Source organism: Corynebacterium tapiri (assembly GCF_006334925.1).
Lineage (GTDB): Bacteria > Actinomycetota > Actinomycetes > Mycobacteriales > Mycobacteriaceae > Corynebacterium > Corynebacterium tapiri.
Genome location: NZ_VDHJ01000007.1, coordinates 88,300 through 106,364, shown reverse-complemented (window position 1 = coordinate 106,364; position 18,065 = coordinate 88,300). Strand labels below are relative to the sequence as shown.

General features: G+C 60.6%; 17 protein-coding genes. 8 read left to right on the top strand and 9 right to left on the bottom strand.

Annotated elements, in window-relative coordinates; translation table 11 throughout:
• Positions 1–41 precede the first annotated feature (41 nt).
• Both FHE74_RS06040 and FHE74_RS06035 read right to left on the bottom strand, forming a co-directional pair.
• Positions 42–419, bottom strand: coding sequence for a YchJ family protein (locus FHE74_RS06040; protein WP_246049206.1), 378 nt, complete (start codon positions 417–419; stop codon positions 42–44).
• On the bottom strand, positions 419–1,567 hold the full coding sequence (locus FHE74_RS06035) for a bifunctional alpha/beta hydrolase/OsmC family protein (protein WP_139465606.1): 1,149 nt from the start codon (positions 1,565–1,567) through the stop codon (positions 419–421). Before FHE74_RS06035 ends, FHE74_RS06040 begins: the two co-directional genes overlap by 1 nt.
• 143 nt (positions 1,568–1,710) lie before the next feature.
• Between FHE74_RS06035 and secA2 the strand changes: the two genes are divergently transcribed.
• From secA2 to FHE74_RS06010, 5 genes are all read left to right on the top strand, one after another.
• On the top strand, positions 1,711–3,981 hold the full coding sequence (gene secA2, locus FHE74_RS06030; protein ID WP_139465639.1) for an accessory Sec system translocase SecA2: 2,271 nt from the start codon (positions 1,711–1,713) through the stop codon (positions 3,979–3,981).
• Between the two features lie 70 nt (positions 3,982–4,051).
• On the top strand, positions 4,052–4,477 hold the full coding sequence (gene odhI / locus FHE74_RS06025; protein ID WP_139465605.1) for an oxoglutarate dehydrogenase inhibitor Odhl: 426 nt from the start codon (positions 4,052–4,054) through the stop codon (positions 4,475–4,477).
• A gap of 190 nt (positions 4,478–4,667) precedes the next feature.
• A complete protein-coding gene (gene ftsR, locus FHE74_RS06020) occupies positions 4,668–5,348 on the top strand; it encodes a transcriptional regulator FtsR (protein WP_139465638.1) in 681 nt (226 codons plus the stop codon).
• Entirely contained in the window at positions 5,345–5,941 is a 597-nt protein-coding gene (locus FHE74_RS06015; protein WP_139465604.1) for a bifunctional nuclease domain-containing protein, read from the top strand. Before ftsR ends, FHE74_RS06015 begins: the two co-directional genes overlap by 4 nt.
• Before the next feature lie 129 nt (positions 5,942–6,070).
• The gene (locus tag FHE74_RS06010; protein WP_180339695.1) at positions 6,071–6,622 is read left to right on the top strand and encodes a MerR family transcriptional regulator; all 552 of its coding nucleotides are present in this window, start codon (positions 6,071–6,073) and stop codon (positions 6,620–6,622) included.
• A 55-nt stretch (positions 6,623–6,677) separates the two neighbouring features.
• Here the strand turns inward: FHE74_RS06010 and FHE74_RS06005 are convergent, their stop codons facing one another.
• The 4 genes from FHE74_RS06005 to gndA form a co-directional block, all read right to left on the bottom strand.
• Positions 6,678–7,772, bottom strand: coding sequence for a VWA domain-containing protein (locus FHE74_RS06005; RefSeq protein WP_139465603.1), 1,095 nt, complete (start codon positions 7,770–7,772; stop codon positions 6,678–6,680).
• Positions 7,773–7,807: 35 nt separating this feature from the next.
• A complete protein-coding gene (locus FHE74_RS06000) occupies positions 7,808–8,683 on the bottom strand; it encodes a 3-methyladenine DNA glycosylase (protein WP_139465602.1) in 876 nt (291 codons plus the stop codon).
• A gap of 3 nt (positions 8,684–8,686) precedes the next feature.
• The gene (locus FHE74_RS05995) at positions 8,687–10,015 is read right to left on the bottom strand and encodes a DEAD/DEAH box helicase (RefSeq protein WP_139465601.1); all 1,329 of its coding nucleotides are present in this window, start codon (positions 10,013–10,015) and stop codon (positions 8,687–8,689) included.
• Positions 10,016–10,111: 96 nt separating this feature from the next.
• Complete coding sequence (gene gndA / locus FHE74_RS05990; RefSeq protein ID WP_139465600.1) at positions 10,112–11,572, bottom strand: NADP-dependent phosphogluconate dehydrogenase; 1,461 nt, start codon at positions 11,570–11,572, stop codon at positions 10,112–10,114.
• 89 nt (positions 11,573–11,661) lie between these two features.
• On the opposite strand from gndA, the gene FHE74_RS05985 reads away from it, so the two are divergent.
• Positions 11,662–12,105, top strand: coding sequence for a PaaI family thioesterase (locus FHE74_RS05985; protein ID WP_139465599.1), 444 nt, complete (start codon positions 11,662–11,664; stop codon positions 12,103–12,105).
• Positions 12,106–12,109: 4 nt separating this feature from the next.
• Here the strand turns inward: FHE74_RS05985 and FHE74_RS05980 are convergent, their stop codons facing one another.
• Entirely contained in the window at positions 12,110–13,150 is a 1,041-nt protein-coding gene (locus FHE74_RS05980; RefSeq protein WP_139465598.1) for a magnesium and cobalt transport protein CorA, read from the bottom strand.
• Between the two features lie 59 nt (positions 13,151–13,209).
• Between FHE74_RS05980 and FHE74_RS05975 the strand changes: the two genes are divergently transcribed.
• Positions 13,210–13,791: a class I SAM-dependent methyltransferase gene (locus FHE74_RS05975; RefSeq protein ID WP_139465597.1), complete on the top strand. Its 582-nt coding sequence runs from the start codon at positions 13,210–13,212 to the stop codon at positions 13,789–13,791.
• Between the two features lie 95 nt (positions 13,792–13,886).
• On the opposite strand, the gene FHE74_RS05970 is transcribed toward FHE74_RS05975, so the two are convergent.
• Complete coding sequence (locus tag FHE74_RS05970; protein WP_139465596.1) at positions 13,887–15,227, bottom strand: NAD(P)/FAD-dependent oxidoreductase; 1,341 nt, start codon at positions 15,225–15,227, stop codon at positions 13,887–13,889.
• Positions 15,228–15,360: 133 nt separating this feature from the next.
• Here FHE74_RS05970 and FHE74_RS05965 point away from each other — a divergent pair, with 133 nt between their 5' ends.
• Positions 15,361–16,656 carry a class I SAM-dependent methyltransferase gene (locus FHE74_RS05965; RefSeq protein ID WP_139465595.1) on the top strand — a complete coding sequence of 432 codons (1,296 nt, stop codon included), beginning with the start codon at positions 15,361–15,363 and terminating at the stop codon, positions 16,654–16,656.
• Here FHE74_RS05965 and FHE74_RS05960 read toward each other — a convergent pair.
• A complete protein-coding gene (locus FHE74_RS05960; protein ID WP_139465594.1) occupies positions 16,653–18,029 on the bottom strand; it encodes an MFS transporter in 1,377 nt (458 codons plus the stop codon). The genes FHE74_RS05965 and FHE74_RS05960 overlap by 4 nt on opposite strands.
• Between the last annotated feature and the right edge of the window lie 36 nt (positions 18,030–18,065).

Below are 18,065 nucleotides of genomic sequence, written 5' to 3'. Positions count from 1 at the left end.
GAATCGGCAGGTCAAGGGCAGTGATCTAGGGCCGAGGTCAACTAGTCTGCAATGACCCCATCGGCGTAATACCAGCAGTTATCACTTCCGCGTTCGAACCGGGAGCGCTCGCGCTGGGATCCACGCTCTGCTCCCTTGTAGAACGCTTCGAACTCCACAATGCCGGTGTCGTCAGTAAGCCCGCCATTGACGACATCCAGGATGTCGAGCCGGTAGAACCGGATCGGAAATTCGCTTAAGTCCAGCGAATCCGGACGAGTGGCCGGGGCCCAAGTCCGCAGCAAGTAGTCCTCGTTACGCACTGCGAATGCGCTGAATCGAGACCGCATGAGGGCGAGGGCGGTCGGGGCTGGCTGTCCCTCGTGATAACGCTGACAGCACTCGTCGAAGGGCAGTCCGGTGCTACACGGGCAACGCACTAGCGATCCTGAACAGTGATGCCAGAGAATAGGCCGTCAACGTCGCTGGACTTAGCGACGGCGAGCAACGATTCCTTCTCCTCTGCGCTCAAGTCACCGATCAGCTCGATGCGGCGCTCGAAGGTGGTGGAATCAACTTGGCGGACATCTACTCGCACATCGTCCAGGTCCATCTTCGAGCCAGCCTTGCGGATGGCTTGAGACGCTGTCACCGCGACAGCAGCCATCAGCAAATCGGCTGCCGAGTGGCCCTGATCTTTACCGCCGTCCCGTTTGGTGCGATCGGTCTGGATCTCACCGAAGGTCGTGGACACCACATCGCCATAACGCAGACCCCGGGCGCTGTGGGAGAATACGTGATCCTTCTCGGGGGTCTCGACCGCGGACTCATCGCGGAGGTAGAACTGTACCCAATCGCCGATGATGTCAGCTGCGCGCTGTGCCGTGCCCTGCCTGGTCAGCAGGTGGTCGGCCTTGTCTAGGGCCACCAAAGACTTGGGGTAGCGGGTGAGCGAGAAGATGGTCTGAGCGTTGTCCACGCCGACGGTCTGATCGATCGGGGAGTGCACGAGTAGAAGGGGCTTGCGCAGGCGGGGGAGATAGGCCTCTGGGTTGGTTTCCGCCAGATCTTCGAGGAAGCCACGGGAAATCACAAGCTCGCGCCCACCCAGCGTGACGGTGACCTCTCCGTTGGCATCAACCTCGCTGATCTTGTCGGCATAATGCAGAACGGAGTGGGCGGGATCGAAGGGAGCGCCAATCGTGGCGACGGCCTTCAGACCTTTCAGCTCGGTGGCGGCTTTGAGAGTGGCAGCTCCACCCAGCGAGTGCCCCATGATCAACTGCGGAGCCTGGTAGTTTTCCTCCAACCAGGCGTAGGCAGCCTTGATGTCGGCGACATTCTGCGAGAACGAAGTGTCCTGGAACTTGCCTTCGGACTGGCCTAGGCCGGGGAAGTCGAAACGCAATGTGGCGATTCCGTAATCAGTGAGGCGCTTGGACACGCGCGAAGCGCCAGGGGTATGGCGAGATCCCGCGAAACAATGCGCGAAGATCGCAAACGCCTTAGGGCGCGTCGACGGAAAATCGATGGTGGCTGCGAGCTTGACGCCTGTAGATGAGGGCAGGGACACGTTGACGGATTGCACTGACGGCCTTTCTTTCCGGTCGAAGTCTGCCTTACTTTATCGCAGCCGAGTCCCCATCCCCGCTGGGGAGGTGGTGCACTAGTATGGCAGCGTTAACGACCCGGGCCGACCGGTCCCTGCTCATCCAAGCGGAAGGACAAGACATGGCAGCTTTTGGATGGTTCTGGAGGGCAATGGGAGCGCAGTCCGAGCGCAACCAGAAGAAATCCCTCAAGACCGTCGCAGCCGCCCGAGCTGCGATGGAAGAGATGCGGGGTTGGTCAGACGCGCAGGTAGCACAACGGGGGCGTGAGGCTGCCAACACGCAGGGTGAAGGCAAACACCCTGTTGTTTTGGCGTCTTTGGCGCTTGCCGCAGAGCGCACGATGGGGTTGCAGCCTTTCGACGTGCAGCTGCAAGGTGTGCAGCGACTCTTGGCTGGTGACGTTATCCACATGGCCACAGGTGAGGGCAAGACTTTGGTGGGCGCGATGGCAGCAACAGGCTTCGCGATGTCCGGCAAGCGCGTCCATGTGGTGACTGTGAATGACTATCTGGCGGCCCGAGACGCTCAGTGGATGCGTCCGCTTGTGGAGTTTTTCGGGGTGAGTGTTTCCCACGTCATCGATGAAATGGACGCACCGCAGCGTCGTCACGCCTACGCCTGCGACGTCGTGTATGCACCGGTCACTGAGATCGGCTTCGACCACCTGCGCGACAATCAGGTAACCCGCCGCGAGGACGAGGTTCAGGTGCACGCTGATGTGGCGCTTGTCGACGAAGCCGATTCCGTCCTCGTAGACGAAGCACTCGTACCGCTTGTTCTGGCGGGAAGTGTGAGCGCACAACAGTCGACAGGTGAGATCACCGCGGCTGTTTCTCATCTGCGCGAGGGGCGCCACTACACGGTTGATGCGGATCGGCGAAACGTGTTCCTGACAGACGAGGGTGCAGCGGAGATCGAGCGACGCTTGGGCATCGATTCGTTGTATTCGGAGGACGCTATCGGCTCGGTTCTGGTGCGGGTGAACCTGGCGTTGCATGCACAGGCGCTGTTGACCAGGGATGTCCACTACCTGGTGCAGGACGGCAAGGTGCAGCTCATCGACGCTTCTCGGGGCCGTGTGGCCGACCTGCAGCGTTGGCCCGATGGCTTGCAGGCCGCGGTCGAGGCTAAGGAGGGCCTTGCGGTATCCGACGGGGGACGCATCCTGGACCAGATCACTCTGCAGGCGTTGATGTCGCGCTATCCCACGGTGTGCGGCATGACGGGTACCGCAGTAGAAGCGGTGGATCAGCTGCGGCAATTCTATGGGCTTACGGTTTCCGTCATCGAGCCCAACGTCCCGAGCCAGCGCATCGACCATAGCGATGCCGTCTATGCCACTGCGCAATTGCGTAACCGGGCAGTCGTCGAGGAGATTGCTCAGGCCCACGCGAAGGGACAGCCGGTACTGGTGGGTACACATGACGTTGCTGAATCGGAGGCATTAGCCGCTGCGCTCGAGAAACGTGGAATCTCAGTAGCGGTACTGAACGCGAAAAACGACGAACAGGAGGCAGCGATTGTCGCCGAAGCCGGAAAGGCCTCCCGCGTGACCGTGTCCACGCAGATGGCCGGGCGCGGAACCGACATCACTCTGGGCGAAGGCGTGGCAGAGCTGGGTGGACTCAAGGTCATCGGCACCTCGCGTCACCGTTCCTCACGTCTAGATCACCAGCTGCGCGGACGTAGTGGTCGCCAGGGAGACCCGGGAGAGAGTCTGTTCTTTGTCAGCTTGGAAGATGACCTCATCACCACCGGAAGCGACGGTGCACAGGTCAGTGCGCAGCCTGATCAAGCGGGCCGTATCGAGGAAAAGCGCGTGCATGACTTCATTGCCCACTGCCAGCGAGTGACTGAAGGGCAGCTGCTCACCATTCACGCCCAGACCTGGAAATACAACAAGCTGCTGGCTGATCAGCGTGAGATCATCGACGAACGACGCGCGAGCCTCCTGGACACAGATGCCGCCTGGCAGCAGCTTGCCCAGGCCGCCCCAGAGAGAGCCGCAGAGCTAGAGCATTTGAATGCGGAGACGAAGCAACAGGCTGCGCGCGAGATCATGCTCTTTCACTTGGACGATGAGTGGGCAGAGCACCTTGCCATCATGGACGACGTGCGCGAATCGATTCATTTGCGCGCGATTGCCAAGGAAACCCCGATCGACGAGTTTCATCGCATTGCGGTTCGCGAGTTTAAAGATCTTGCCCAACGAGCGGTAGAGAAGTCGGTGGAGACGTTCCGCTCTGTGCTTATCGACGATTCGGGGGCACACCTGGAAGACGCCGGACGCTCTCGCCCATCCGCCACGTGGACGTACATGGTCTCGGACAATCCCCTGTCCGGTGGCGGTGGCGGAGCCCTTTCGACATTCGAAAGCTTTATCAGTTGATAGTGACGGGGCATGAGCATCGTCGCGCTAGTATGATTACCAATAAATCGAAACCACTCGGAGGTAAATAATGAGTGAGAACACGGGCACCCCGGAGGCTCAGATCGAGACCACCTCGGTCTTCCGCTCGGATCTGCTGAAGGAAATGGAGTCCCAGGCAGCTGCCGCTCCAGCCGACAGTGCTGAAGGCGTGCCGAGCGGGCAGGCTCTCCTGGTGGTTAAGCGTGGACCCAATGCTGGGGCACGTTTCCTTCTCGACCAGACCTCCACCTCGGCGGGTCGCCACCCGGAGTCCGACATCTTCCTGGATGACGTGACGGTGTCGCGTCGCCACGCTGAGTTCCGCATGAGCGAGGGCGACTTCGAGGTCGTAGATGTGGGATCTCTGAACGGAACCTACGTCAACCGGGAGCCACGCAACGCTCAGGTCTTGTCCAACGGCGACGAGATCCAGATCGGCAAGTTCCGCCTGGTTTTCATCCTCGGCGATAAGTAAGAACTATCGCCCGGTCCGGCCACGAACAGTAGGGCGGAACCGGTAGCTTTTCGGCATGAGAATCGCTATCGGGTCCGTGCTCCGTATTCGTGGTTGCACTTTTATGTACCCAATTCCTCGGTAGTAAGAAATCTCTTTGACTGTGAACGCACTCCGTAAACCGCAGGCTTCCCGCCAGACTAAGAAGACGATGTCCATTGGTGTGGTCTTGGAACGTGTCCGGGAAGAGTTTCCTGAGGTCACCGTTTCTAAGATTCGCTTCTTGGAATCAGAAGGCCTGATCACCCCTCAGCGGACCGCTTCCGGATACCGTCGTTTCACCGATGACGATGTAGAGCGCCTGCGTTTCATCTTGACTACACAGCGGGACAATTACCTGCCGTTGAAGGTGATCCGAGAGCAGCTCGACGCCATGGATGCGGGGCACGTCGCAGCAGTGATGACCCCGGCAGCTCAGGCGGCTGCATCAAGTCCGGTTTCCTTGGCTGTTCAGCAAACCCGCGTGACTGCAGCAGATCTAGCCGCTCAGGCGCAGTGCGAGGAGACTTTCCTGGCCGAGTTGGTCAAGGCTGGAATCATCACGCCCGATGCCTCCGGATTTTTTACCGCCGACGACGTTGCTTCCGCATCAGCGGCCCACAAGCTTCACGAGTCGGGGTTGAGCGTTTCCCACCTCAAGCGTGTCAAGACCGCTGCGCAGCGCCAGGCGGACGTTATCACCAGCGCAGCAGGTGCACAGTCCGGGCATGGACGCAGCGCGGACGCCAAGCAGGCAGCTGAGGAGAGCGCGGCTCACCTGACGTCCTTGGTCATCAACCTGCATTCAGTGTTGGTGAAGGCTGCAGTACGTGCGGATGTGCAGTCCTCATGATCGAGCTGGAACTTGCCGGGATTCAGCGCATCGGGCCCGAGCCTTTTCATTGCGCACTCTTGCTGTGGCGCGAAGAAGCTCGGATACTGCCCATTTGGGTATCTGCGCACGATGCCGATGAGCTTGAGCGCAGGATAGAGGATGACGAGGACGTCGATACGCAGCGTCGCCCCAACACTTACGATCTCTTAGCGGAGACTCTGGAGCATGTCGAAGGAGGCGTCCGGCAACTCGCGCTGACCAGCTACTTTGAAGGTGTTTACATAGGGGAGATCACTCTCGGGTCATCGCAGGTGATCGATGCTCGGCCAAGCGATGTCTTGATCCTTGCGCAGCTGATGAAGCGAGAAGTGATGGCTGACGAGGAGGCTTTGAGTCAGGCCTTCCTCAAGCTCAATGACGATGAGCTGGAGGAGTACTTGGGCTTCCGTTTTGGCGAGGACTCGGAGCCCTCCAGCCCGTCTGGTGAGGTCGATGAAATCTTGCGTCACCTGGACTTTGACCTTGAAGTTGATAGCAATGATTCTTCTGAGGCCAATGATTCAGATGAAGGCCCTGGGGCAGAGGGTGACAAACGGGAAAATCGTTCCTAAACTTAAAGTTGAGGTTGAGGGTTCGGCGTGTCGGACCGAGATGTATTGACGAGCGTCTAACCTTGCCTTTTAATGGCAGATACGTGCTACAGACGCATCTGTGGACCTAAACCCCAACGGAGTAATTACGTGATCGAGCACAACACCCTCAACGGCGCCTACGTCCAGGAATCGCTTTTCGACGTCGGCCCGGGCGATGAAGTCGGCTACCGAGTGCCCATTGCATGCCAGGTAGCGGGGATCACCTACCGTCAGCTCGACTACTGGGCGCGTACTGATCTGGTTAAGCCGTCGATTCGGAACGCCCGTGGCTCTGGCTCCCAGCGTCTTTATTCCTTCCGCGACATTCTGGTGCTCAAGATTGTCAAGCGTCTGCTGGATACGGGCATCTCCCTGCAGAACATCCGCTTGGCCGTTGATCGTCTGCGCGACCGGGGTGTGAACGACATTGCCGAGATCACCCTGGTATCCGACGGCACCACCGTGTACGAGTGCCGTTCCGCAGACGAGGTTATTGACCTGCTCGGTGGCGGCCAGGGCGTGTTCGGAATTGCTGTACCGGGCATTGTGAAGGAACTCTCGGGCACCATCGCGTCGTTCCCGTCGGAGCGCGTAGACCTGGACGACGCAGTCATCGGCATCGATGAGCTGGCTGCCCGTCGCGCACGCAAGAGCTCCTAGTAAGAATTAAGCTCCCCTTGCCCGTTCTCGGGAAGGGGAGCTTTGCCTTCATCGACTAAACACCACTGGTCTGTGCAATGGCTTGCGGCAAGTCGGAGGGGTTCGCATGTGTGGTGGTAGTAGCGACCGAGGCCAATTCCTGGTCTGCTGGTTGATCACCGACATGCACGATGGCGAGCTCAACTGCGGAGTCAGCAAGCTGCTGGCGCACGGCCTCGATGTTGCCTTGGTCGCTGGTGCCCGAGGTGATCAACACGACGTGAGCCGGCTGGCCCGTAGCACGAGAGCGATCGGCAGCGTTGGCTACAGCTGCAGCCACCGCTTCGCGAGTAAGTGGTTGGCCACCAATTCCCAGCAGATTCGCTGACTTTCCGATAGCTCCACCGTCGGTGCTAAAGCCGATATTGACGCGGAAACCCTCAGTTACGCCTGGGTTCAAGGGAGACGAGTAGTTCCACAGGGCTACCTGCTTACCTTGCTGAGTGAGATGAGTAGCTGCATCGCCAATGCCCTGCGCAGCGGCGTCCTTAGCCGATTGCATAGCGGTTGAGGTATCAAGCAGGAACAACGTATCTGCTGGAGCAAGCTGTGGCGACTGAGACTCAGTCTGCGTAGCCGGGCTCTCTTGGTAGTTTTCGGCAGCTGAACTGACCACCTTTTCAGCGGCCTCAGTCTGGGCGGGACCGACGCCTCCATGCGGCTGCAACACGTGCGCGACAAGAGTCTTTCCATCAACGTTCGCGACCGGCTGGGGACTTGCCTGTGCAGCCAAGGAATGCTCGTCGAGCTGGGCACTGATGTCCTCGCCCTCAGGCGCAATCAGCACAACGGCATCTGAGACTGAATCTACTGCTTCCACCCGGTTGCAACCGCCGGAAGCCGAGAGGATGCCAGCCACCTCTGAGGAGGTACTGCCATCCGTGGCGGCAACCGGGATCAACGCGCACTCATCGGCCTGGGCAGATGCACTGCTAGAGGCCGATGCGGAGGACGTGGTCGGGGAGGCCGGCTCGGGCGTGCCCGAATCTCGGAGAAACCACCACAACAATAAGACCACGATTGTCAGGAGTGCGATGATCGCCAGGATCAGGCCGACTGGTTTCCGAGCACTGCTAGAGGCAAGCTCTTCCGGGCGGGAATGGCGTCCCATAGATACGTTCTCCTACCGCGTTGATCGAGAAAGGACTAAATGTCCTCATCGTAGTCTTTCAGGACGCGCTCGACGCTGCGGACAAGCCGCGTGCGCAGTGCTCGTCCTGATTCCGCCAGACTGCGCTGCTGCGCGACGTACTCCGCCTTGCCGTCTGGAGTTTCTATGGCAATGACTCCCAGCCCAAGCGAGCGACAATCGTATGGTGAAGCCTCCATATCGATGATGCGGGCGCGAGTAGCTAGGTCGAAGGCCTCGAGCATGAGCTCGCTGCCGACCAGAGGAGCCAACTTGGCGGCCCATTTATACAAATCCATCGTGGCGTGAATGCACCCGGCTTGGTCGAAGCGGGGCTGGTCCTCGCGTTCCAGGATGGTGAGGTTAAGCGGGCGGGCAGCAGGGGTGAAGAATCGGAAGGCGTCGTAGTGGGTGCACTTAATGCGATGGGTTTCTACGACTTTGTTGGTCTCCTCTGCGGAGAGCCGGAGGGGCAGGTCATGACGCGGGCGGTCTGTTCGATACACCATGGCCCACTCGTGCAGGCCGAAGCAATCGAACGACGCCGGGTTGGCTTCGGTGGACTTTTGCAAATGGACGACGTAATCGATCAATCCTCGTTGGCGTTCCACAAAGGCGGGGACATCGAAATACGTCACACCGTCCTGGCAAAGATAGCCGCGGGGAAAATGGTCAACTGGGGCGTCGAGAAGCCCAATCCCTGCCCCGGGGTGCCAGCGCTTGAGATGTGCGGGCCGGAAGGGGTAGTACTCAAAAAGAAAGTCGAACACTGGGTGTTTTTGGCCGTGGGAGCGTCGCTGGAGATGGCTCTGCGTGCGCTCTTCTGCCGCGGCGTAATGCCGCTGGGCGCGTTGGCTCCATTCCGAATAGGGGAGAACCTGCGTGAGCTGCATTGGTTAGCCTCGACGACGGCGTGCGATCGGCTCTTGCTTCTTTTTGCGACGTGGTCGCTGCGGTCGCTGTCCAGGCTTCTTATCTGACTGCCTGCCGCCAGCGTGCTGAGCAGAACCCTTCGCAGCGTTCTTTGCCTGCTGCTGTACCGGAGGGGGCAGGGGAGCACCAGCGAACTTTCGCGCACCTGTGAGCTTGGCCAAGACGGGCGAATCGGCATCGACGCGGACCTCGTCAGCGGACACCCCGGCTTTGCGCATGAGCGTCTCCACCTCTTTGGTCTGCTCGTCCATGACTAGGGTGACCACCATTCCTGCGGTGCCGGCGCGTGCGGTTCGCCCGGCGCGGTGGAGATAGGCCTTGTGCTCTGCGGGCGGGTCGACGTGCACCACCAGAGAGACATCGTGGACGTCGATGCCACGAGCAGCGATGTCGGTGGCTACCAGGACAGGGATGCTTCCGTCATGGAACCCGGAGATCGCGCGAGTGCGAGCCCCCTGGGACTTGTCACCGTGGAGGCCGTGGGCGTCAATGCCGATGCGACGCAGCTTTTTAACCTGCCGATCAACTCCATGCTTAGTACGCATGAACATGATCGTCTTACCCTCCCGGGCCGCGATCCGGGCCACAACCTCGTTTTTGCTTTCACGCGTTCCGACCAGCAGGCGCTTGTGGGTCATGGTGTCGACCGCAGCCTGGGCGGGCGCGGTGGAATGCGTGCGCGGATTAGTCAGGTATCGCTCAACGAGCTTGTTGACCTCGCCATCCAAGGTGGCAGAAAACAGAAGGCGCTGTCCGTCGCGCGGGGTGAGATCAAGCAGCTTGCGGACCTGCGGCAAGAAGCCCATGTCGGCCATCTGGTCGGCCTCATCAAGTGCGGTAATGCACACCTCGTCGAGGTGCAGCTTCTTCTGGTTGATCAGATCCTGTGCACGGCCTGGGGTGGCCACGAGTAGGTCAACGGACTGGGTTAGAGCCCGCAGGTGGTGATTGATGTTGACGCCACCGACCACCTCAATGACGCGCAAGCCCACTGCGGCGGCTGGATCTTCCAGGCGCTCGCGGATCTGGCTAGCGAGCTCGCGGGTGGGAGTGAGGATGAGCCCGCGGGGGTGGCCCGGGCGAGACAGGCCTCGGCCGGTGAGGCGCGCAAGCATGGGCAGACCGAAGGTGAAGGTCTTGCCGGAACCTGTCGGGCCGCGGCCGAGTACGTCGCGCCCGACCAGTGCATCGGGGATGGCGGCGGCCTGGATAGGGAAGGGCTCGATGATCCCTTGCTTCGTGAGTACCTGAGTGATGGGTACGGGCAGGCCGAGATCAGCGAAGGTTGTCATTGCCTCAACCCTAGCGGGCACAACACAAACCCCCGCAATCCTGCCGCGCATAATGGGCGACTGGTGTGCGGGGGAGCGTCGAAAAGCGAAAAAGACTTAGCTCTCGACCGCGATTTCAGAGCGGTCCGCGGACCACAGCGTGTGGAAGGAGCCTTCTTTGTCGATGCGGCGGTAGGTGTGAGCACCGAAGAAGTCGCGCTGGCCCTGGATGATGGCGGCGGGCAGACGCTCGGCACGCAAGGAGTCGTAGTACGCCAGCGAAGAAGTAAACACCGGAGCCGGCAGACCAAGCTGGGTGGCAACGATCACGATGCGACGCCAGGAGTCGATGAGGTCCTTGAGCTCGCCGTTGAAGTACGGGTCGAGCAGCAGCGACGGCAGCTCAGGGTTGGCGTCGTAGGCCTCGCGGATGCGGTTGAGGAACTTCGCGCGGATGATGCAGCCGCCACGCCAGATGGTGGCCAGATCGCGCGGGTCGACGTCCCAGTCGTGCTCGGCGGAGCCGGCCTGGATCTCGTCGAAGCCCTGGGCGTAGGCGACCAGCTTGGAGGCGTACAGCGCGCGGCGGACGTCCTCGATGAACTCCTCGCGGCTGATGCCCAGGTCCTCGAAGGTCTTCAGTGCGCCGGTCGGCAGATTGCCCTGAGCGGCGGCACGCTGGTCCAGAGAGGAAGACAGTGCGCGGGCGAAGACAGCTTCGCCGATGCCGGTGGTGGGGATGCCCAGGTCCAGGGCCTCCTTCACCGTCCAGCGTCCGGTGCCCTTCTGTCCGGCGGCGTCCAGGATGACGTCCACGAGCGGCTTGCCGGTCTCGGCGTCCACCTGTCGAAGGACCTCGGCAGTGATCTCGATGAGGTAGGAGTCCAGATCGCCCTTGTTCCACTCGGCGAAGATGTCGGCGATCTCGGCGGGCTCGAGGCCAGCGCCGAAACGAAGCAGCTGGTAGGCCTCGCCGATAACCTGCATGTCGGCGTACTCAATGCCGTTGTGAACCATCTTGACAAAGTGGCCAGCCCCATCGGGCCCGATGTGCGTCACGCAGGGGACACCGTCGACCTTGGCGGCAATCGACTCCAGCAGCGGTCCCAGGGACTCCCAGGACTCCACCGGGCCACCGGGCATGATCGAGGGGCCGTTGAGGGCACCTTCCTCGCCGCCCGAGATGCCAGCTCCAACGAAGTGACGGCCGCGCAGAGCCATCTCCTTTTCGCGGCGGATGGTATCAGTAAACAGGGCGTTACCACCGTCAATGATGACGTCGCCCTCCTCCATGGCGTCGGCCAACTGGTTGATCACGGCATCGGTGGCGGCACCGGCCTGGACCATAATGATGGCCTTGCGCGGACGCTCGAGAGAAGCAACAAACTCCTCAATGGTCTCGGACGAGATGAAGTTACCCGTCTCACCGAAAGCGGCCATGAAGGCCTCGGTTTTACCGGCGGAGCGGTTGTACACGGCGACGGTGTGGCCGCGGGATGCGAAGTTACGTGCCAGATTGGACCCCATAACGGCAAGTCCAACGACGCCGATCTGGGCGAGATTCTGCTCATTGGTCATAGCTGCCAGTCTACGGTGGTGCGGCGCCGGAATAAAGACGAAACGCAAAAAAGATAACACCAATTTTTGTTCGGCTAGGATCAGCGGTCATGACGCTTCTCGACGCCCTCGGCAACCTCCCGCTCACGCAACCTCTCACGCCCGAGCAGCTGGAGACGCTCAATGCTCACAACGGGGGACTGGATCAGACGATTCACCTGCGGTACTGCCATATTGCTCCGCGCTGCGTGCGAGCACGATTAAGCGTTGACGATTCACACCTGCAGCCGGCTGGGCTCGTCCACGGTGGGGTGTACGCCAGCATGGCGGAGTCGGTGGGCTCGCTGGCATCCGTAGTAACGCTGGGGGAGCCGGTCGTGGGCGCGAACAACTCCACTGACTTTCTCGCAGCGGTGAGCTCGGGGGACATCGAGGCAGAAGCCACACCGATCCACGTGGGCCGGCGTACCCAGCTCTGGAGGATTGAGTGCACCCAGAATGGCCGTGTCGTTGCAGTGACGACCCTGCGCACTCTGGCGGTCAACAGCAAGTAGCCATCTACAACCAGTGGTTCTTGCGGAACCACCAGAAGAGCGCCCCCATGATCGAAAACATCATTGCCAAGGCGAAATAGTAGCCAAAGCGGAGCTGCAGCTCGGGCATGTTGTCAAAGTTCATGCCGTAAATTCCGGCGATGAGGGTGGGCACGGCTGCCAGACCAACGAATGCTGAGATCGCGCGCATGTCCTGATTCTGTTGGAGCGTCACCTTGGCCACTGAGGCGTCGAGAAGCGACGTTAGGCGCTGGTCGTATCCATCGATGTGATCCTTGACCACAGCCTCGTGATCGAGCACGTCGCGGAAGTACGACCGGATCTTCTTGGGAATCAGGTCCTTGTGGTCCTTGATCAACGAGTTCAGGGCCCCAGCGAGCGGGTCAGTAGCGTGGCGCATTTCCAGGATCTCTCGCTTGAACAGGTAGATCTTGTCGATGCTGAAATCTGAACCAGGAGTAAATACCTCCTCCTCGAGTTCATCGACCTCGTTGCCGAGCAAGCCGGCGATGCGGACGTACTGGTCCACGAGGAAGTCAGACACGCGATATGCGATGGCCGAGGGGCCGGCACTGTAGTGCTCAGGATCACTGTCAATGTCCGCGAATAGCTGAGGCAGGCGGGCGTTGTGGCGAACCGTAATGATGAAGTCCGGGCCAAGCAGCATCTGCACCTCGCCGGTGCTGATCACGTCGCGTGTGTTGGTCACTTCTTCGTCGTCCCGGAAAAGCACGGAACGCACCACGATGAAAAGCTGGTCGTCGTAGCGCTCTACCTTCGGGCGCTGATGGGCGGCCACGGCGTCCTCAACAATGAGCTCGTGGATATTGAAGTGCTCCGCCACACGGGTCATTTGCTCCTCAGAGGGCTGGTTGAGCGCAAGCCAGACGTAGGCGCCGGACCGCCCCCGCACTTCTTGGACCGCGGAGCTGACGTGGTACTCACCCGGCAAGCGCTCGCCGTTGTGGATAATGCGGCAATGCTCGATGCAGCCTTCCACGGGAACACTTAGCCGAGAGGTGCGGCCAGGGGAGTGCGATGCCATAGGGGATTTCCTCACGATCTAAGGCTGAGCGAGTTCACAGCGGTCTTATACTATGTCCTATGCCGACCTGGAAAGAACTTATCGCCCGTAACCCGCAGCATTCCGAGAATTACGCACAGCGATGGCGCCGTCTCCAGGAACAGGGCCACGATATCCACGGGGAAGCGCGGCTTATCGACGCTCTTGCCGAGCGCAATTCCACCATCCTCGATGCCGGGTGCGGAACCGGACGAGTGGCCGGGTACTTGTCCGAGCAAGGCCACAACGTGGTGGGCACCGATGTGGACCCGGTGCTCATCGGTTATGCCCGAGACGACTTTCCGCGCGCTCGCTTCGTCGTCGGAGACCTGTGCCGAGACGCGATCCCGGATGGTCCCTATGACCTGGCAGTCTCAGCAGGCAACGTCGTCGGTTTTATCCCAGTCGATGATATTCCGCTAGCCCTGGGTCACGTCCACGCGGCCCTGCACGCGGGTGGGCGCTGGATCGTGGGCTTCGGTGCCGGCCGCGGACTCGAGTTTGAGCAATTCTTGCAGATGGCGCGGGAGGCCGGCTTTACGGTGGAGAACACCTTTGAGTCCTGGGACCTCAAGCCGTTCACTCAGGACTCGACCTTCCTGGTCGCCTTCCTGCGCAAGTAAAAAGCGGGTGCTGGTCCTCCCACAGGGAGGAGGCCAACACCCGCGTTTCTTTCGCCCCGCCTCTGTCTAGTTGGATAGCGGGGCAGAGCCGGTTTCTACTTAGCAGAGTCCTTCGGCAGCTTCTCGTTGAGCTGGCGGCGCGTGGTCGCCAGGTTGATGCGGTCACGAGAAAGCACGTTCAGGCCCCAGTTCACGGCCGAGACGAAACGGTTGCGGAAGCCAACCAGGAACATCACGTGGACGGCTAGCCACATGACCCAGCCGATGAATCCGGTGAATTCGACCTTGCCCAGCTTCACCACGGCGGAGAAGCGGGAAATGATGGCCATGGAGCCCTTATCGAAGTACTCGAAGTCCTCGCGCTGCTCCGGAGCACGCTCCTCTTCCACACCGGCGATGATCTGCTCTGCGGCGTACTCACCGGTCTGGATGGCGGTCTGCGCCACGCCCGGCAAGCGGTTGAGGCTCATCATGTCGCCCACCACGAAGACGTTGCGGTACTCGCCAACCGTCAGGTCGTTGTTGACCGAGACCTTGCCAGCGCGGTCGGTTTCCACACCGGCCTGGTCAGCGATCATCTTGCCCAGCGGGGAGGCGGCAACACCGGCAGACCAGATCTTGGTCTTGGAGCTGATGGTGTGGACGGAGTCGTCCTTCATGTTCTTGTAGGTGACCGTGTCCTCGGTGACGTCGGTGACCATGGCGTTGAGCTTGACGGTCACGCCCAGGCGCTCGAGCTGGCGCTGGGTAACGCGACCCAGGCGCTTGCCAAACGGTGGCAGAACCTGCGGTGCGCCATCCATGAGCACGATCTTTGCGGAGGACGGGTTGAAGTTGGAGTATTCGTCCTTCAGGGTGCGCGAGGACATCTCGGCGAGCTGTCCGGCCAGCTCCACACCGGTCGGGCCAGCACCCACGACCACGAAGGTCAAAAGGCGCTCACGCTCGGCGGGATCGTCGGTAAGCTCAGCGCGCTCGAAGGCGCCGATCACGCGGGCGCGAATCTCGAGAGCGTCGTCCAGGCTCTTCATGCCAGGTGCAAACTCGGCAAAGTGGTCGTTGCCAAAGTAGGACTGGCCAGCACCGGCAGCGACAATAAGGGAGTCGTAGCTGTAGGTGCGCTCGTACTCACCCAGGGAAGCAGTGACGGTCTGCTCCTTAATGTCGATGTTGGTGACGTCGCCCTTAATCACGTCCACGTTGTCCTGCTTGCGCAGGATCTGGCGGGTCTGCGGAGCGATCTCACCGGTGGACAGAATGCCCGTGGCCACCTGGTACAGCAGAGGCTGGAAAAGGTGGTGGTTGGTGCGGTCGATCAACGTCACGTCGACGTTGGAGCCCGCAAACTTCTTGGCAGCGAAGAGGCCGCCGAATCCGGAACCAATAATGACTACGTGGTGGCGTCCGCCCTCGGGACGGAAGCTGTTGTTGCTCATGCGCGAACAGTCCTTATCTAACAAATGGGAAGTCATAAGTTACTTCGCCACTATAGACGTCGATTGGATTATGGTCAGATCTTGCCGGCGTGGGCATCGAGGCAACAGCGCCCGGGAGCGTTAGGGTTGCTGGGTGACCAAGGATCATCTTGAGCTTATCGACGCGGTGCAGTGGCCGGCTGTCGCAGAAGTTCCCTCGGTAGCTTTCGGGGCCGCTCGGGCCCGCGCCGCTGAGGCCTATTTCGCCTTGACCTGCGAAAAGGCTGGAATTGAGTTGGATCCCCAGCGAGGCGCTGATCTGGAGGTCAAGCATCCGGAGTTGTTTTTGCGCTTGGCGCTGGCCGGCTGGACCGGTCTGGCGGAGTCCTACATGGCGGGCGAATGGCATGCGGACGACCTTGTCGATGTGTTGGAAAAGTTGATCCGCGCAAAGTTTCGCCCACGTCACATTTTCAGACACAAACGGGCAGAAACGGGTGTGGGGGAGCTGCCCGTGGAACTCACGAGCCTCTACTCCGGAGACGGCACGAACGCCTGTATGGCGGTGTTCTCTTCCGCAGTGCCCACGACCGTACGCAAGCAGGTTCCCAGCTACGTCGACAGGGCTGGCCGGGGGAGCGAACCAGCGCACCATTTCGTGGACGTCACCACCTACGCCCAGCCAACCAAAGTGGAACGAGCCGACTTAGGCGATGGTCAACAACGGGCGATGGATGTGCTTCTCGACGCAGCTCGCGTTACCCGCGGCACCCATCTGCTGGAGTTTCCGTCCTCTGGTGGGGGTGTGGCTATCCGCGCAGCCTTGCGAAGGGCCAGCGTGGACTGCCTCACTGGTGATATCGACTTCGCGAGTGCCGTTAAGGAGCGACTAACTCTGGCAGGAGTGTCGGACTCTGTCCGAACGGCGGTGCGCGATTCCCTGTACTCCGGCGCGCGTGACTGGCGCGAGCATTACGACGCCGTGGTGGGTGTCGAACGCCTCGAAACTCTCGCGCCGTCCCAGCGGCGGGCTTACGTTCGCAGCATCGATCGGATGCTGGACGTGGGGGGTCGAGCCGGCCTGCAAACGATGGTCGCTACAGACACACTTTCCTCGACGGCGCGCGACGCGCTACGGGTAGCCAATCACTACCTGTGGCCAGGTCTGGAGTACTCGAGAGTAGAAGATCTACACCGGCTGGTGGATAAATACACCGGATTGAGGATTATTGGTCAGACCCACTTTGGTTCCCATGCGCAGCTGAGTCTGCGCCTGCAACGTGAACTATTGCAAGCGCATGAGCGCGAGGCCGCCGCCGAGGGATTCGACGCGGTCTATCGTCGACTCTTTGATTATCAGCTCGCGCTACGGGAAGCTCTCATGGAATTGGGAATGCTCGATTGCGTGCAGCTAACCCTCACGCACCGCAATCGAGGCGGTCGGCGTTAGCCGGTAATGCTGTTCATGTCCGTGTTCTTGGACTCCCTGGTGAACAGGATCGACGCCAAGGACAGGATGGACACCGTCGCCAGGTACCACCCCACGGCCTGCACGCCGTAGCTGTGAGCCAAAGCTGTGGCAATGAATGGGGCAACGGCCGCGCCCAGGATCGACGCCACATTGTAGGAGATTCCAGATCCGGTGTAACGGACATTAGTGGGGAACAGCTCCGGCAAAACAGCAGCCATCGGCCCAAAGTTCATTCCCATCAGCAACATGCCAATAGTCAGGAACGTCAATACTCCAGGTAGGGTCGCCTGGGCTGGATCCAGGAAGAACTTGAAGGTGAAGGCGTAAACACAGATTGCGGAAAAAGTGCCGATGAGGGTGGGGCGACGACCCACCGTGTCTGCCAACCAGGCTGCAATGGGGATGCCCACCATGAAGGCGACGATGGAGACGAGCTGGATCTCGAGGAACTTGATGTAGGGGATACCCAGGCCCAGGCCGGCGGACGCATCCGCAATACCAAAGGAAAGGATCCAGGTGGTGACCAGGTAGAAGAGGGTATAGGTTCCCACCATGACCAAGGTTCCTACTACCAGTGGGCGCAGCGCAGATTTAAATACCTGCGAGACCGGAGACTTCACCTTCTCGCCCTGATTTAGGGCCTGCTGGAATACCGGGGTCTCTTCCAGCTGGAATCGCACATACAGTCCGATGGCCACCATCAGTGCGGAGAGCAGGAAGGGGATGCGCCAGCCCCACGTCATGAAGGCGCCGGTGGTGTCACCCAGCTCGTAGCCGAGCGTGGCGACGAGGATGAGGAACAAGCCGTTAGCTAAGAAGAAGCCGAATGGCGCGCCCAGCTGTGGCCACATGGCCGCGCGTGCGCGCTTGCCGGGGGCGGCATACTCGCTAGACAGCAGCGCCGCGCCCGACCATTCACCGCCCAGTCCGAGGCCTTGGCAGAAGCGCATGAGAGCGAGCAGAGCCGGAGCGATGATTCCGACCTGGTCGTACGTAGGCAGGATGCCGATGATGAAGGTGGCAATTCCCATCGTTAACAAGGCTCCAACCAGGGTGGCCTTGCGGCCGACACGGTCGCCGAAGTGTCCGAATACGACGGACCCCAGCGGACGGGCGATGAAGGCCAAGCCGAAGGTGGCAAAGGACTGCAGGAGAGCGACCGTAGGCGAGTTGGACTCGGCAAAGAACAGGTAGGGGAATACGGCGACAGCTGCTGTGGCGTACGCATAGAAGTCATAAAACTCAACCGTCGTGCCAATAGTGGATGCGAAGTTCACCTTCGCGCGATCACGCGAACTAATGGTTAACGTCGGCGATGCTGACGGGGTTTGGGTAGCTGTCTGAGTGCTCACCGTGCGCCTTTCTCCAGTGGAATAGCTGTTTCATCT

Coding starts and splice junctions, on each gene's coding strand:
- secA2 (WP_139465639.1), top strand. CDS start 1,711: ATGGCAGCTTTTGGATGGTTCTGGAGGGCAATGGGAGCGCAGTCCGAG.
- odhI (WP_139465605.1), top strand. CDS start 4,052: ATGAGTGAGAACACGGGCACCCCGGAGGCTCAGATCGAGACCACCTCG.
- ftsR (WP_139465638.1), top strand. CDS start 4,668: ATGTCCATTGGTGTGGTCTTGGAACGTGTCCGGGAAGAGTTTCCTGAG.
- FHE74_RS06015 (WP_139465604.1), top strand. CDS start 5,345: ATGATCGAGCTGGAACTTGCCGGGATTCAGCGCATCGGGCCCGAGCCT.
- FHE74_RS06005 (WP_139465603.1), bottom strand. CDS start 7,772: ATGGGACGCCATTCCCGCCCGGAAGAGCTTGCCTCTAGCAGTGCTCGG.
- FHE74_RS06000 (WP_139465602.1), bottom strand. CDS start 8,683: ATGCAGCTCACGCAGGTTCTCCCCTATTCGGAATGGAGCCAACGCGCC.
- FHE74_RS05995 (WP_139465601.1), bottom strand. CDS start 10,015: ATGACAACCTTCGCTGATCTCGGCCTGCCCGTACCCATCACTCAGGTA.
- gndA (WP_139465600.1), bottom strand. CDS start 11,572: ATGACCAATGAGCAGAATCTCGCCCAGATCGGCGTCGTTGGACTTGCC.
- FHE74_RS05985 (WP_139465599.1), top strand. CDS start 11,662: ATGACGCTTCTCGACGCCCTCGGCAACCTCCCGCTCACGCAACCTCTC.
- FHE74_RS05980 (WP_139465598.1), bottom strand. CDS start 13,150: ATGGCATCGCACTCCCCTGGCCGCACCTCTCGGCTAAGTGTTCCCGTG.
- FHE74_RS05975 (WP_139465597.1), top strand. CDS start 13,210: ATGCCGACCTGGAAAGAACTTATCGCCCGTAACCCGCAGCATTCCGAG.
- FHE74_RS05970 (WP_139465596.1), bottom strand. CDS start 15,227: ATGAGCAACAACAGCTTCCGTCCCGAGGGCGGACGCCACCACGTAGTC.